Annotated in this window: 13 protein-coding genes and 1 pseudogene; all 14 read right to left on the bottom strand. The window is 42.4% G+C overall.

The features are described 5' to 3' along the window. Nucleotides 1-183 precede the first annotated feature (183 nt). The 14 genes and pseudogenes from L1611_RS13015 to yfmF all read right to left on the bottom strand — a co-directional run bounded on the left by L1611_RS13015 (nucleotide 184) and on the right by yfmF (nucleotide 14,346). Nucleotides 184-1,107: a dipeptidase gene (locus L1611_RS13015; protein WP_236313829.1), complete on the bottom strand. Its 924-nt coding sequence runs from the start codon at nucleotides 1,105-1,107 to the stop codon at nucleotides 184-186. Between the two features lie 630 nt (nucleotides 1,108-1,737). Next, nucleotides 1,738-1,998, bottom strand: a complete 261-nt coding sequence (gene spoVS / locus L1611_RS13010; RefSeq protein ID WP_104848942.1) for a stage V sporulation protein SpoVS — start codon at nucleotides 1,996-1,998, stop codon at nucleotides 1,738-1,740. A gap of 87 nt (nucleotides 1,999-2,085) precedes the next feature. Further along, nucleotides 2,086-2,880, bottom strand: a complete 795-nt coding sequence (locus tag L1611_RS13005; RefSeq protein ID WP_236313828.1) for a TIGR00282 family metallophosphoesterase — start codon at nucleotides 2,878-2,880, stop codon at nucleotides 2,086-2,088. Nucleotides 2,881-3,216: 336 nt separating this feature from the next. Beyond that, the gene (gene rny / locus L1611_RS13000) at nucleotides 3,217-4,785 is read right to left on the bottom strand and encodes a ribonuclease Y (RefSeq protein ID WP_236313827.1); all 1,569 of its coding nucleotides are present in this window, start codon (nucleotides 4,783-4,785) and stop codon (nucleotides 3,217-3,219) included. Nucleotides 4,786-5,060: 275 nt separating this feature from the next. Further along, nucleotides 5,061-5,492 (bottom strand): recombinase RecA family protein, encoded by a 432-nt coding sequence (locus L1611_RS12995; RefSeq protein WP_407681730.1) that lies wholly within the window; start codon nucleotides 5,490-5,492, stop codon nucleotides 5,061-5,063. Between the two features lie 327 nt (nucleotides 5,493-5,819). Beyond that, nucleotides 5,820-6,428, bottom strand: a pseudogene (gene recA / locus L1611_RS12990) (recombinase RecA); the annotation flags it as partial. A gap of 74 nt (nucleotides 6,429-6,502) precedes the next feature. Then, complete coding sequence (locus L1611_RS12985; protein WP_236313826.1) at nucleotides 6,503-7,765, bottom strand: competence/damage-inducible protein A; 1,263 nt, start codon at nucleotides 7,763-7,765, stop codon at nucleotides 6,503-6,505. A 70-nt stretch (nucleotides 7,766-7,835) separates the two neighbouring features. Continuing rightward, a complete protein-coding gene (gene pgsA / locus L1611_RS12980) occupies nucleotides 7,836-8,414 on the bottom strand; it encodes a CDP-diacylglycerol--glycerol-3-phosphate 3-phosphatidyltransferase (RefSeq protein ID WP_236313825.1) in 579 nt (192 codons plus the stop codon). A gap of 179 nt (nucleotides 8,415-8,593) precedes the next feature. Next, on the bottom strand, nucleotides 8,594-9,511 hold the full coding sequence (locus tag L1611_RS12975; RefSeq protein WP_236313824.1) for a helix-turn-helix domain-containing protein: 918 nt from the start codon (nucleotides 9,509-9,511) through the stop codon (nucleotides 8,594-8,596). 18 nt (nucleotides 9,512-9,529) lie between these two features. After that, nucleotides 9,530-10,309: a DUF3388 domain-containing protein gene (locus tag L1611_RS12970; protein ID WP_236313823.1), complete on the bottom strand. Its 780-nt coding sequence runs from the start codon at nucleotides 10,307-10,309 to the stop codon at nucleotides 9,530-9,532. 220 nt (nucleotides 10,310-10,529) lie between these two features. Continuing rightward, nucleotides 10,530-10,781: a DUF3243 domain-containing protein gene (locus L1611_RS12965; protein WP_236313822.1), complete on the bottom strand. Its 252-nt coding sequence runs from the start codon at nucleotides 10,779-10,781 to the stop codon at nucleotides 10,530-10,532. Between the two features lie 75 nt (nucleotides 10,782-10,856). Further along, the gene (gene ymfI / locus L1611_RS12960) at nucleotides 10,857-11,579 is read right to left on the bottom strand and encodes an elongation factor P 5-aminopentanone reductase (protein WP_236313821.1); all 723 of its coding nucleotides are present in this window, start codon (nucleotides 11,577-11,579) and stop codon (nucleotides 10,857-10,859) included. 194 nt (nucleotides 11,580-11,773) lie between these two features. Further along, a complete protein-coding gene (gene yfmH / locus L1611_RS12955; protein ID WP_236313820.1) occupies nucleotides 11,774-13,063 on the bottom strand; it encodes an EF-P 5-aminopentanol modification-associated protein YfmH in 1,290 nt (429 codons plus the stop codon). Then, nucleotides 13,063-14,346 carry an EF-P 5-aminopentanol modification-associated protein YfmF gene (yfmF, locus tag L1611_RS12950; RefSeq protein ID WP_236313818.1) on the bottom strand — a complete coding sequence of 428 codons (1,284 nt, stop codon included), beginning with the start codon at nucleotides 14,344-14,346 and terminating at the stop codon, nucleotides 13,063-13,065. The genes yfmH and yfmF overlap by 1 nt, the downstream gene beginning before the upstream one ends. Nucleotides 14,347-14,859: the final 513 nt, after the last annotated feature.

The following is a 14,859-nucleotide window of genomic DNA, read 5'->3' as shown; positions in this document are numbered from 1 at the left end:
TATTGTTCCAATCAAAATTTCAATTGTATGTTATTTTTTCATCCGAACCATCCGAGTCAGAAAACCCTTTGGTTAAGGAAGAAAAATGATTTATAACGTCTACAATAATAGACCTAACACTATAAAAATGCAAGTATTCTCTTAGGAAAATTTCCTATATTCAGTCATCTATTGTATCTAAATCTAAAAATTTATTCTTTTATAGAAATTATCAAAGCAAAAGCCTTTTACATATTCTTCTGAAAAGTGTTTGTGCAATTCGTTTCGTAATCGATCATAACCGAAATAGGAATCCAGTCCGATCACTGTTTCTGAAATTCCATCGAAGTCAGAACCGAAACCGATATTGTAGACTCCGCCCAGGGAAGCGACATGATCGATATGCTTTAGGATTTCAGTTATCCGGACTGGAGATCGCTTATTGAGGAAATAAGGGACGAATGTAATCCCCATCACCGCATCTTTTTCAATCAATGCTTTGATTTGCCGATCATTGAGATTCCTTGGGTGGTTGCACAATCTCTTCACGTTTGAATGGGAAGCGATGACATGGTCAGTCAATTCCATCACATCCCAAAATCCCGCTTCACTTAAGTGAGAGACATCTGTCCAGATTTTATTTTCATTTAAAAATCTCACAGCTTCTTTTCCTAAGTTGGATAAACCAGCTTGTCTTTTTTCGAGTACACCGTCCGCGAGGTCGTTGGCAAAATTCCAAGTGAGCCCGACAGAACGCACACCAAGCTGGATCAATGTCCTTAATCTGGATAAATCATTCGCAATCGGTCCGCACCCTTCCAAGGTAAGCATGACACCGATATCCCCTTCACTTAGAAAGTCGATATCTTCTTTCGTTTGGATCACCTTTAGATCTGGATAGGGTTTTAGGATTTTTTCATAGAATATATCGATCATTTCAATGGCTGCTTGGAATCTTGCGTCTCCGAAAATATCATCTGGAACATAGACAGCAAAACACTGCACCTTCCCCCCTGCAGCTTTCAAACCAGGATAAGAGACTTGGAGGTATTCAGTATCGTCAAATGTTAAAGCGGAATCCCGCCATAGCTTCAATAAAGCATCACAATGAGCATCGAATACTTGCATTTAAGACCCCCCTCTCTACAGTAAGTTATGAACCTATCCAAGAACCGATAAATAACCTGGTCAAATCCCCTGATCAGGTGCGAAGTATGTTCCTTCATTCCATTTTGGACAGGGTTCCTACTACATATAATGATATACTTAAAATAGCTTAACTTCTATGCTAGCCCAATCTGTTATATTCCATTGTTGGATAGTTGTGAAATTCACTCCCTTCCGCGGGCTAAATAAAAGCGGAAGTGGTGGTCACCAAGGCCACTAAAAGACTGACGAGGAAGCTCGAACCAAACGAACCAAACAACTTTCGGTTCTGTGTGGTCTCATACAATAGATGTAAATCAATGTCGCCGCTAGTGATCCAAGTGGTTTGGCGATGGAGCTGGACATCACTTCTCAGCCTTTTTTACAGGCTTAGTCTAATTCTTCACAGGATATGCTGGCTTTAACGTTCCCCACAGGACGTGGTAGACTTTAGTCGAAGATCCTTAAATTGTAGGTCGCTGTGGGGTCTCTTCTTGTTCGTTTTTCCGATAGGAGTCTCGCGAATTTCAAGTATTCACCATTAACCTTTAGATAACAACTCCAAAATAAAAACCTGCTTGCTCAAATGAACAAACAGGCTTACACACATCATTATCTTGGTTCAATAATCAACTTGATGGCGGTTCTTTCTTCTCCTTCAATCAAGATATCTGTAAATGCAGGGATACAAATGAGGTCAACTCCACTAGGTGCTACAAATCCTCGTGCAATAGCTACTGCTTTCACAGCTTGATTCAAAGCGCCAGCGCCGATTGCCTGTATTTCGGCTGCACCTCGTTCACGGAGGACTCCAGCTAACGCGCCAGCTACAGAATTTGGATTGGACTTTGCTGAAACTTTTAATATTTCCATGATTTGTACCTCCTTATTGATATCCTACCACTTTTACTATATTCACGATGTGAGCTTGTATTCCTCTAAATCATAACCTCGCGAAGACTATTCCGTGAAAGGATGATCATCGTTGATCTGGATTCGTTTAATCGATTTGGCTAGTCCAGTTACCCGATCAAGATCGATTATGACTCCACTTAACTGTTCCCGACCATTTTCCACTTCAAACCTAACTGGTAAATTTGTCAGGAATTTTTTGAGTACCGCTTCCTTGCTCATCCCGAGAATTCCATCATAAGGACCAGTCATCCCAGCATCAGAAATATAAGCTGTACCTCCAGGGAGAACACGATTATCAGAAGTTTGCACGTGTGTATGTGTCCCTACTAATGCGGACACCCTACCGTCTAGATACCATGCTAGCGCTTGCTTCTCACTTGTCGCCTCTGCATGGAAATCAACAAATATGAAAGGTGTTCTATTCTTCACTATTTCAAGAATCTCATCTGCTTTTCGGAAAGGACAATCCAGAGGCGGCATGAATGTACGCCCTTGAAGATTTATGACAGCTACCTCAATCTCATTGATTTTTACAAATGTGTACCCCTTGCCAGGTGTACCTTCTGGAAAATTTGCGGGACGGACCATCTGGGGAACATCATCAATAAATGTAAAGATCTCCTTGTTGTCCCAAGTATGGTTTCCCATAGTGATCGCATGAGCACCCCATTGCTTCAAGTTTTTGGTGATCTTTTCCGTTATCCCACGTCCATGTGCAGCGTTTTCGCCGTTGATAATAGTCAACGTAGGTTGATATTTACTTTTCAATTTTGGGAGATACGTTTCAACCATCGACCTTCCAGGCGACCCGACAATATCACCAATAAATAAAATTCTCATATTGTTTTTACCCCTATCTATGTAAGTATATCTATAATTTTCACCTATTCTGCTTCTTCCCATAACTATGCCATTTTATGCGAACAGTGTCCAATCAAAGAAAAGCGGAATCGCCCTGCTCAACCATGAAGGTCACTGGAAGTCCGACGAGGAGGCTCGAACCAAACAAAGTTTGGTTCTGTGTGGGCTCCCCACACTTGATGTTAATCAATGTGTCGACCACCGCAGGAAGGCTGAAGTGATCCAAATGGTTAGGCGATGGAGCTGGATACACACAACCAAAATTATATATTATCTCATCTTATGAAAAAAAATAAAGCGGCGTGTTACGCCGCTTTATTTCGCATATTCAACTGCTCTTGTCTCTCGAATGACTGTAACTTTAATATGGCCAGGATAATCGAGTTCATCTTCAATTTTCTTGGTGATGTCACGAGCCAAACGGTGGGACGCAACATCATCCACCATGTCAGGTCGTACCATGATCCGGATTTCACGTCCAGCTTGGATTGCAAATGATTTTTCGACCCCATCGAAGGATTCGGAAATCTCTTCAAGCTTCTCAAGCCTTTTGATATATGTCTCAAGTGTTTCTCTCCGAGCACCAGGTCTAGCAGCAGATAAAGCATCTGCAGCAGCGACAAGGACTGCAATGATTGACGTTGGTTCAGTATCTCCATGGTGTGAAGCGATACTGTTGATGACAATCGGATGTTCCTTGTATTTCTGAGCAAGTTCAACTCCAATTTCAACGTGGCTTCCTTCCACTTCGTGATCGATTGCTTTACCGATATCATGAAGCAGTCCAGCCCTGCGAGCCACTGTGACGTCTTCCCCAAGTTCTGCAGCCATCAAGCCGGTCAAGTGTGCGACCTCCATTGAATGTTTGAGTACATTCTGACCGTAACTTGTACGGTACTTCAAGCGACCTAATACTTTGATCAAGTCAGGATGCAAGCCATGCACTCCGATTTCAAAGGTAGTCTGTTCACCGATTTCCCTGATATACTCATCAACTTCCCTTCTGGATTTATCCACCATCTCTTCAATACGGGCTGGATGGATCCTTCCATCAGAAACGAGTTTATCAAGAGCAATTCTTGCAATTTCTCTCCTGATCGGGTCAAATCCCGAAAGAATGACCGCTTCAGGTGTATCATCGATTATCAGATCGATCCCCGTCAATGTTTCAAGGGTACGTATATTACGTCCTTCACGCCCGATGATTCTACCTTTCATCTCATCGTTCGGCAGATTGACAACAGAAACAGTCGTTTCCGCTACATGGTCAGCAGCACAACGTTGGATGGCTAAGGATAAAATCTCCTTCGCCTTCTTGTCTGCTTCTTCCTTCGCGCGGTTTTCACGATCCTTAATCATAGCTGCAAGCTCATGGCCGATTTCCGACTGGGCTTGATCCATGATTAACTGCTTCGCTTCATCGCGTGAAACTCCAGACAGACGTTCGAGTTCCTGTTGCTGTTGCTGCAACACCTGCTCCACTTTGCTTTCCATCTCTTCAATTTGTTGTTGTTTTTTGGTGAGAGTATCCTCCCTTTTTTCTAATGATTCCTCTTTCTTATCTAAGGTTTCACTTTTGCGGTCAAGGACCTCTTCTTTTTGTACCAATCGATGTTCTTGTTTTTGAAGTTCTGATCTGCGTTCGCGAATTTCATTTTCGGCTTCTACCCGTTGCTGATGAATCTCATCTTTCGCTTCAAGCAAAGCCTCTTTTTTGCTAGCTTCAGCTTCTCGTTTTCCATCTTCGATAATCTGTTTTGCCGCATGCTCGGCACTAGAAATTTTCGCTTCAGCAATTGATTTACGAACAAGATATCCAACAACTGCAAATACGATTGCAGAGACAAGCAAAATGGAGATGAGGACGATAAATTCTATATACATACCTTTCACCTCCTCTTGCTATCTAATTGTTGGTTGTAAAATTGAATAGTTTTTCATCAAGCTAGCTATTCACATACAGCTGTTTCATTGTTTAACAATTGTAAAAGTAATCAAACAATATACATCAATTGTATAGTTGTCTATTTTTAATGTCAAGAGCTTACAATACAGAGTTTACTTGGCAGGAAAAACGTATTATGTCCTTTATGACGAGCTCACAGCATAAAAAAGATGACCCGGAATTCGATCAACGGATCATCTTGCATCAAAATATATTATACTAGAGAATCTTGCTCTCCTGCGTCTTCTTTGGCTGCAGCCGTTTCAGTGTTCAATTGATAATAAGAGCGGATCTGTTGATAGATTTCATTTCCGATCGCTTCGTTTTCCTTCAAGAATTGCTTTGCGTTCTCGCGTCCTTGACCGAGCCTGTCGCCATTGAAGGAGTACCAAGCCCCACTCTTCTGTACCACATCGATTTCAGACCCGATATCGAGGATTTCACCCTGTCTTGAAATCCCTTCGCCGTACATGATATCTACTTCTGCTGTTTTGAACGGAGGCGCAACCTTGTTTTTGACGACTTTGATACGTGTCTTGTTTCCGACCATGTCGTTGCCTTGCTTCAAGGTTTCTGCTCTACGTACTTCTAGACGTACAGAAGAATAGAATTTGAGGGCACGTCCCCCAGGAGTTGTTTCTGGCATTCTCTATAGATTTTCCATCTCTATAGTGTGGACTATCTCTTCATCTCAATCTTACCTGAGAGCCTTGCACTTCCAGCAGTAGCCTATCTTCTGCCGTACCCTACTAAGTTAACTCTTCGGAGAGCCCTTTTCGGTAGTCTCTACACCTTCCTATAATAGGCTTGGCACGGTATTACCCATCTATTGGAGGGCTTCACCGTTAGCAGCATTAAAATGCCACACCCTTAGGCAATAAGGTTCACAAGGTTTTTTAAACATGCTATCACTAGCATGGGAAACCCATAGTAAACTCCCTCAATCCTTTACGGATCAAGCAACTAATCGTTGATTTCCGAACATGACGCCGACCTTCTCACGAATCTGGTTGATGAAGATTGCTGTTGTTTTTGATTTGCTGATCGCTCCCGATAGTTTTCGAAGCGCCTGTGACATCAAACGAGCCTGAAGTCCGACGTGCGAGTCACCCATCTCCCCTTCGATTTCAGCTTTCGGTACCAGGGCAGCGACAGAGTCGATGACCAGGATGTCTACAGCTCCACTACGTACAAGGGCTTCAGCAATTTCTAACGCCTGCTCCCCTGTATCTGGTTGAGATAACAACAGTTCATTGATATCCACACCAAGCTTTTCAGCATAAACCGGGTCAAGAGCATGTTCAGCATCGATGAATGCTGCCTGTCCGCCATTCCGTTGTGATTCTGCAATCGCGTGCAGGGCTACAGTTGTTTTACCTGAAGATTCAGGTCCGTAGACTTCAATGATCCTGCCGCGCGGATAACCACCTACACCTAGTGCGATATCCACAGCGAGTGATCCGCTTGAAGTTGTGGAAACACGACTTTCCGTCTGTTCTCCCAACTTCATGACAGATCCTTTACCAAATTGCTTTTCTATTTGTCTTAAAGCCATATCTAATGCAGCTTTACGATCACTCATGCAATCACTCCTTAAAATTAACTAACTTCATCATACCTTTTTTTATACCTTTTGCCAATACTTTTTACGAACATTTATTCGCCTTTTTGTGAAATCTGCTGTCCTGTAAGTTGTTTCAATAAATAAAACAATCCATAGTTGACTGTACGGGTCCTTACTGCATTTCGGCCACCAGCAAGCTTAAGCGGATATACCTTCGTTTCCTGTGGGGAGGCGATTCCGACATATACTGTGCCGGGAGGCTTTCCTTCCATTTCATTCGGACCTGCCACACCAGTGAAACTGACGCCATAATCACTTTTAAATAATTCCCGTACATTTTCCGCCATCAGTTTCGCACACAATTCACTTACCGCGCCATCTTCATCCAACACTTTTTCGGGGATCTTCAATTGATTCTTTTTGATCTCATTCTGATAGCATATGATGCCGCCCTGTAAAATCTGCCCTGCCCCAGGCTGCTTCGTCAGTTCATGTCCGAAAAACCCCCCTGTCAAACTTTCAGCACAAGAAACTGTTAGCTTATTATTTTGCAATGTATTGAAGACTTCGGAGGAAAGTGTAGTGTCATCATAGCCATAAAAAAATCGGCCGACTCGATCAAAAATTTCCTTTTCGAGTTCACTTATCATTCTTTTACCTTGATCCTCGGTCTGACACTTGGCAGTCAATCTCAAGGTCACCTCGTAATTGCCCGCTAGAGGTGCAATCGTCGGGTTCGTCTGTCCTTCGATGAGGTCCAGCAATTTCGTTTCAAGTGCCGATTCACCGATACCATAGAAACGGAGGACACGTGAGAGAATAAGCTCTACATCTTCCCCTCTCCATTGCTGTATGTATGGAATCGCGAAATCGGTGAACATCGGCTTCATTTCCTTCGGCGGCCCAGGCAAAAGAACATACGTCTTGTTCTCTTTTTGCAAAGCGATCCCCGGAGCCATCCCATAGTTATTCGGCAGTACAGCAGCTCCTTCAAATACAAGGGCTTGCCTGCGGTTGTTCTCTGACATCGGTTGTTGAATTTTCTCGTAATATCCTTCAATGAAATCCATCGCTTCTTTATTCTCGATCAGCGGGAGACCAAGGTGCTCTGCAATCGTTTCTTTCGTGAGGTCATCTTTTGTAGGACCAAGCCCGCCAGTGAAAATCAATAGGTCAGCGCGTTCTTCAGCGATCTGGATCGTTGAAATAAGTCGTTGTTTGTTATCTCCGACGACCGAATGATGGAACACATTGATCCCTTGATCGGCCAGCTGTTTAGAAATGAATTGGCCATTCGTATTTGCGATTTGGCCTAATAGCAACTCCGAGCCTATTGCAATGATTTCTGCGTTCATAAACTCACCTCTTCCTCCGAAATAAAAGGGCTGACTTTCCATCGGATTTGAGTCAGCTCTTCCATTGTCGTTATTTTGACTTTAGCATAATGTGCTTGTTTTTCGTAAAATAATCCCATCCAGAATAGACAGTGATGAGTGTCGCTGCCCATAAGGCTATGTCAGCAAAAGGGAATGAAATGAAGGTGAATGGAACATTATGAAGCAACAATGCTGCTATCGCGACGATTTGGATCCATGTTTTCAATTTCCCCATATTGCTGGCGGCAATGACATCTCCGTCACCAGCTGCAATCAGACGCAGTCCTGTCACCGCAAATTCACGGCTCAAAATCAAAATGACCATCCATGCTGGCGCAAGTTGGAGCTCAACGAGTCCGACAAGTGCCGCTGTGATCAAAAGCTTGTCAGCCAGTGGATCCAAAAATTTCCCGAAATTGGTAACCAGGTTCAATTTTCTTGCGTAATAGCCGTCAATCCAATCTGTACATGATGCAATGATGAAAATTAGTGCTGCGATGAAATGGTGGATAGGTATTACCCCATTCCATAATTCAAGGCTTCCCCAGTTGAATGGAACAAGGAGAAATACCATGAAAATAGGGATCAACATTACTCTGGAAAACGTGATTTTATTTGGTAAGTTCATAACTTCCTCCTGTCGGTTATCAGGCTCAAACATGTATATTTTACCACAATCAGTCACAAAACAAACACTGTAGCCTTATTAGAAAGTATGATGCGGATATTGAACAGGACTTGATAGAACGAATAAAAAGAGGACCAGCTCAACTGCTTGTTAAAATGCATGCTGAGCCAATCCATGGATTAATCGGCTTCTTCGTTTCCTTTTTGATATTGGATGACGATTTTCTGATGTGGTCTTTTGGAAGGTTCCATCGCGTATGTGAGTGGTTCACCATTGACAGTGACTTCGACATGCTGGCTTGCACCGATGTTGAATGTCACCTGAGTTTTATCCGCAAGATCATATTGCTGTGTGTCGCCTTCTTTGAAAACTTTTCTTCCAGGTTCGATGTATTGACCTGATTCATCCTTCACATCGACATAGGCATCTCCGGTCATCTTCAATTCGACCGTGAATTCCTCTGTGCCGGATAGCGAATAGGATTTGATGCTCCCTTCCGAAGAGAGTTCTTCCACCTTTTGCTCTTGTGATTCTTTTTCAGGCTCAGATTCAGTTTCTGTAGTGTCTTCTTCTTCAGAAGTGTCGCTGTTGCCGTCATTCCCACCTGTATCCTCGGATGTCTCCGTAGACTCTTCTGGCTTATCACCTTCAGAACTTTCATACTTGTCTACATTTTCGGTGTTCGGTTCAGAGCTGTTGTTACCTGCGTTGTTTTGTATCACCCAGTAAAAGGCCAATAATAGAGCGGCTAGTAAAACGACTGTCAGGAATACTGGAAACACCTTTGCCACCTTGTTGTCCTTCGGGACGTTCGTTTTGGTTTTTGAAGATCGAGGTGTGAATTCCGACGGTTCTTCATTTGTTACGGGCAATTCACTTGCATGTTCTTCAAAAAGCACTTCTGGATCCAGTCCGACCGCTTCTGCATAATTTTTAATGAATGCACGTGCGTAAAAAGCTCCTGGTAATACGGAGTATTTTCCTTCTTCGATTGCTTGGAGATATCTCTTTTGGATTTTCGTCTTATCCTGTAACTGTTCGTATGATAACTGTTTTTCCAATCGTGTTTCTTTCAAGCGCTGACCAAGCTCTGTCATACTTGCTACCACCTGCCACTATTCAAAATCAAAATCAAAGGTTGTCGTATTCCTATCAACGACATCATAGGTTATTTCTTCGTCAGGATCATTTCGGAGTTCAATGATATAATCAAAATCATCAAGCGTATACTCTGAATCCCTCACAAAAATATCAGGATGTTCAACAATTTTAGTTGCAGGAAGTCTCATCACCTCTCGGATCAATTGCCAATGTTTTTCTGATGATCGCTTTAAGGAGACAATTCCATCCACTAAAAAAACATGGTCATTGCTGTATTCATCATCCGCTAATTGGTTACGTATCGTTTGTTTCAGAAGAGTTGATGAAACGAAAACCCATCGTTTGTTTGCACATACGCTGGCTGCAACAATCGATTCAGTCTTACCGACACGGGGCATTCCACGGATCCCGATGAGTTTGTGTCCTTCGATCTTGAACAATTCTGCCATGAAGTCAACAAGCAATCCAAGCTCGTCACGGACAAAGCGGAAAGTCTTTTTATCATCTGCATCCCTTTGGATGTAGCGCCCATGTCTGACAGCTAGAATATCCCGGAGTTTCGGTTTCCTCATCTTGGTGATCGTGATGTTGTCCATCGTTTCAAGGATAGTCTTCAGACGTTCGACTTGTTCAGGATTGTGAGCCAACAACAACATACCGCGTCTTATATTGTCAACACCATTGATTGTAATAATATTTATTCCAAGCATGCCGAGCAATGAAGAAATATCCCCCAGCAGCCCGGGACGGTTTTTATGTATTTCATATTCTAAATACCATTCCTGCTTATCCATTGCTCATCTCCTTTGCATATTCACCAATATCCGACATCCTAATGATAAATGATTTTCAACATTAAGAAAAGTAAAATTAAAGAAAACTTGGCAAGTCTTAAACGAAGTGAAAAGGATTGCCTAGTACTTATTTTTAAATGAAAAAGACTGATCCTTCAAAGAATCAGCTTACGAATGGTCAGAGAATATTAACATTCATATCGGATCAGTCTTATTTCTCCTACTGTCTTTCTTGTACAAGCTTGACCATCATGCTGGCGATTGAGTGCCGCTCTTCTTCACTAGCAACATTCCAAAGGTCTGCAAGTACTTTTTCTTCAGCGTTCTTCGGTTCAACCTGATCAGCAAGGTATCCTCCGATTTCAGTCGCAATTTCAGTAATCGCGCCGTCCTTCATTCCTTTTTCCTCTGCTTGACGTAAACGTTCACTGAGGAAACCTTTCCACTCATTCCAGTTATCAAGAACAGACATGTCTAGTCCCTCCTAGAAAATAAAATCGTTCAGACATTATCTTTTCTCATGAAGATGAAAATTATGCATCCATTTTTAACAATACCAGGCGCCATTGACAGGAAGGATATGCCCAGTGACATAAGAAGATTTTTTGGATACCAAATAACCGACTGCATCAGAGACTTCTTCAGGGAGTCCAAATCTCCCGAGCGGAATTTCTTCTGAGATCTCTTCAAGCTCCTTTTCAGACAGATGTTCATTCATTTTTGTCGAAATGATACCAGGTGCTACTGCATTGACTCGGATTCCACTAGGAGCCAATTCTTTCGACAAGGCCTTGACCATTGTGTTCATGCCACCCTTGACCATCGAATAGAGTACTTCACAGGATGCCCCCGTCTGTCCCCAAATGGAGGTGATCATGACAATCGACCCTTTCTTCCTTTCAATCATTGACGGCAAAAGTTGTTGGATGAGCTGGAATGGGCTTTTCAACTGGAGCTGTACCATACCATCGAGTTCCTTTTCGGATACATCTGTAATCAGTCCAGTATGTGAACTCCCGCAATTATAAATAAATACATCGATCGGCGTCTTAATCTGTTCAGCTAACATTCGAGGTCCTTCTTGGACTGCCAGATTTGCCTTGATCAACTTACATTCGATAATTGAGGAAAATTCGATTTGCAGCTTTTCGACTGCATGCTTGTTCCGGAAATAGTGCAGGTAAAGGTTATATCCCTGGGCCGCCATTTCCCTTGCAATCGCTTGTCCGATTTCCCCACTGGCGCCAGTCACTAGTGCATAGTTTTTCATATTGCATCCCCCCATATGAAATTGTGTTGAATGAGCAAATCACCGATAAAATCAAGAATAGCACCGATAAATTGCTAATTTGCACCGATTAAATTGAAGTTTGCTCCGATATATTTTTAATCTGCACCGATAAATTCGTACCGAAACATAAAGTAGAGACTGACTTTTTAGCCAGTCTCCCTATCATTGTGTTCTTAACTGTTTTTCGGTCGTATCTGGCAGCTCGTGAAGGCCTTTTCTTTAAAATGATCATTCAGTATGTTCTGAAGATCTTCAGTTGTTATTTTGTCGTACATTTCAACGACCTTAAACAAATTCATATCACCAAATTGGAAACGAGTGAACTGGTTTGCAATATATTCGGGTGAATTCATCGATCTTAGGAAACTTCCCATCTTCTTTTTCTTCAGGCGGTCAATAGCTTCTGTATCGATCCCTTTTGATTTGGTCGCTTCGATCATCTCGAATATCCGATCAGTCAGTCGATCTGGATCACTCGTTTCCCCGCCGATAAGCGAGAAGCCGAATTCTGTTTCTTCGGTATAATCGAATGAGAACGATTGATCGATCAAGCCTTCCGTATACAACTCTTCATAATTTTCTGAGCTTTGACCGAAGAGATAATCAAGGAGAAGATTCATCCCTAATTCGTACTTGAGCCGTTCATCCCCAAACCGCTTAGGTGTGGCCTGTTTAAATCCGACCATACACTTCGGAGTTTGCACAGTCATTTTGATGACCGATTTCTTTTTTGCAACTTCAGGTGGTTCTTCTTCAAAAAAACGCTCGATTTTTTCTGGTGGCGTAAATTCTTTTCCGCTCTGATTTTCCTTCACAAGACTTATGATTTCTTCTGGAACGACATTACCGACGACGAACAGCAGCATGTTGCTGGGATGGTAAAACGTCTCATAGCATGTATAGAGAGAATCTTTTGAGATTTTGGCAATGGAAGATATTGTTCCGGCAATATCGATTTTGACTGGGTGTCGATGGAACATATTCTCGATCACACCGAAATAAACACGCCAATCTGGATTATCATCATACATCTCGATTTCTTGCCCGATGATCCCTTTTTCTTTTTCCACAGTCTTTTCGGTAAAATAAGGCGCTTGGACAAAATCGATCAGTGTCTTCAGATTTTCTTTTACATTTGAAGTACTTGAAAAAAGGTAGGCGGTCCGAGTAAACGATGTGAAAGCGTTCGCAGAAGCCCCTTGCTTGCTGAAGTCCTGGAATACATCCCCGTCCTCTTTTTCAAACAATTTATGCTCTAGAAAATGAGCAATTCCGTCTGGTACCTTCACCGGCTTATCCGAGCCTAGCGGAGTGAAATGGTTATCGACAGAACCGTATTTCGTTGTAAAGGTTGCATACGTTTTGTTAAAACCTTCCTTCGGTAAAATATAAACGTGCAAGCCATTATCCAGCGTCTCCGAGTATAAGGTTTCTTTCAGTTGATCGTAGTAGGATTCATTCATTACTTTTGACCCTCCCCTTTAAGGAAATAGATCGTATCTAATGTTACTGTATCCGCTACATTCCGGATATCTTCCATCGTGACAGCCTGGATGCCCTCGATCCACTCATCAATGGATCGACGTATACCAGCGACTCTGGAATGATAAAGCAGATCGACCCAGCTGTTCGGGTTATCAACAGACTCGAGAAGCTGATTACGTATCATTTCTTTGGTCTGAGAAAGTTCTGAATCTGTTATATCGCCACTCTTCATGTGATCCATTTGCTCTTTGATGATGGATACGGCTTTTTCGTAATTTTTGAATTCAATGCCTGACATGACGAATAGGGCACCGACATGACTTTCGATTCTCGAAACGGCATAATACGCAAGGCTTGCTTTCTCACGTACATTGAGGAACAATTTCGAATGAGAAAATCCACCGAAGATTCCATTGAATACTTGAATGGCGTAGTATTCAGGATCTGCAAACGTTATTGAGGTCCGGTAACCGATATGAAGCTTTCCTTGTTTGACATCCTGTTCATCAAAAACGACATTTTCCTGGTGTCTAGCAGTAACTTCCTGGACTGGTGCTTCATCTGTATTGATACGTTCATTAAGCCGGAGGCTGGATTGGACTTTTCGTCCTACTTCTTCACCATTGATATCCCCGATTATATAAATATCAATTTCATCTTTTTCAATCACGTCTTTATAATAATCGAACAATTCTTCAGCCGTAATCGACTCGACCTCTTCTTCTTTTCCGAATGCATGCTGTGCATATGACTGGCCTTTGAACATTTCTTCGACAAGCCGTTTGTTCGCAAAACGCATTTTATCATCATATATCGATTGGATTTTCTGTTTAAGTACCCTCTTTTCCTTTTTCACATTGCTTTCATCGAATTTTGTTCCATCATTCAATGGATATAGCAATACTTCAGCTAAGAAATCCAGGGACTGTTCAAGCAGTTGTGTGTTGTCCAGAAGAAATTTTTCATTTGAAACATCCATACGGATCGTGATGATCTGATAATCACCTTTTTTGGCGATTGATGTAACGAATCCAGCACCATACATATCTTCTAAAAGACGATGGATATGTAGTGAAGAAGGATAGGATTTCGTTCCAGACTTCAGGACTTGAGCCAATAATGATCGTTTTGTTACGTTTTCTTCTTCAATCTTCCTTTTTATTTGGATGGAGATCGTCGTCGTTTTATATTTTTCCGTTTCTACCAGATGCAGTGTATACCCTTCAGTAGGTATGATTCGAGGTTCTTTCGTCTTTGTCATATCTTCAACCTCTCCTTTGCCAAGTTTTCACTCACTAGTTTACCCTAATCCGTATCGAAACATGAAACACTCTACATTATAATACTCTTCAACGGCATTTTATAACAGATTGCAAGCAAAATATCCATCATATAATTAAGGCTTCGGTATTTTTTCATTACTGCGGAATTCACTCCCTTTCAGCAGGCGAAAGAAAAGCGGAAGCAACCTGTATATCGTCACGAAGGTCACTGGAAGTCCGACGAGGAGGCTTTCGCCCCGCAGGAAGACTGAAGTGATCCAAGTGGTTGGGCGTTGGAGCCAGACATCAAGAAAAGCGCAAACGCCCTGGTCAGCCACGTAGGTCACTGGAAGTCCGACGAGGAGGCTTTCGCCGCCGCAGGAAGACTGAAGTGATCCAAGTGGTTGGGCGTTGGAGCTAGACATCAAGAAAAGCGCAAACGCCCTGGTCAGCCACGTAGGTCACTGGAAGTCCGACGAGGAGGCTTTCGCCGTCGCAGGAAGACTGAAGTG

The sequence above is a fragment of the Pseudalkalibacillus salsuginis genome (genome assembly GCF_021646685.1).
Lineage (GTDB): Bacteria > Bacillota > Bacilli > Bacillales > Fictibacillaceae > Pseudalkalibacillus > Pseudalkalibacillus salsuginis.
This window is presented reverse-complemented; position numbering and strand designations above follow the sequence as displayed.

Coding starts and splice junctions, on each gene's coding strand:
- L1611_RS13005 (WP_236313828.1), bottom strand. CDS start 2,880: ATGAGAATTTTATTTATTGGTGATATTGTCGGGTCGCCTGGAAGGTCG.
- ymfI (WP_236313821.1), bottom strand. CDS start 11,579: ATGAAAAACTATGCACTAGTGACTGGCGCCAGTGGGGAAATCGGACAA.
- L1611_RS13015 (WP_236313829.1), bottom strand. CDS start 1,107: ATGCAAGTATTCGATGCTCATTGTGATGCTTTATTGAAGCTATGGCGG.
- L1611_RS12985 (WP_236313826.1), bottom strand. CDS start 7,765: ATGAACGCAGAAATCATTGCAATAGGCTCGGAGTTGCTATTAGGCCAA.
- rny (WP_236313827.1), bottom strand. CDS start 4,785: ATGTATATAGAATTTATCGTCCTCATCTCCATTTTGCTTGTCTCTGCA.
- spoVS (WP_104848942.1), bottom strand. CDS start 1,998: ATGGAAATATTAAAAGTTTCAGCAAAGTCCAATCCAAATTCTGTAGCT.
- pgsA (WP_236313825.1), bottom strand. CDS start 8,414: ATGAACTTACCAAATAAAATCACGTTTTCCAGAGTAATGTTGATCCCT.
- yfmH (WP_236313820.1), bottom strand. CDS start 13,063: ATGAATGAATCCTACTACGATCAACTGAAAGAAACCTTATACTCGGAG.
- L1611_RS12975 (WP_236313824.1), bottom strand. CDS start 9,511: ATGACAGAGCTTGGTCAGCGCTTGAAAGAAACACGATTGGAAAAACAG.
- yfmF (WP_236313818.1), bottom strand. CDS start 14,346: ATGACAAAGACGAAAGAACCTCGAATCATACCTACTGAAGGGTATACA.
- L1611_RS12995 (WP_407681730.1), bottom strand. CDS start 5,492: ATGCCAGAAACAACTCCTGGGGGACGTGCCCTCAAATTCTATTCTTCT.
- L1611_RS12970 (WP_236313823.1), bottom strand. CDS start 10,309: ATGGATAAGCAGGAATGGTATTTAGAATATGAAATACATAAAAACCGT.
- L1611_RS12965 (WP_236313822.1), bottom strand. CDS start 10,781: ATGTCTGTTCTTGATAACTGGAATGAGTGGAAAGGTTTCCTCAGTGAA.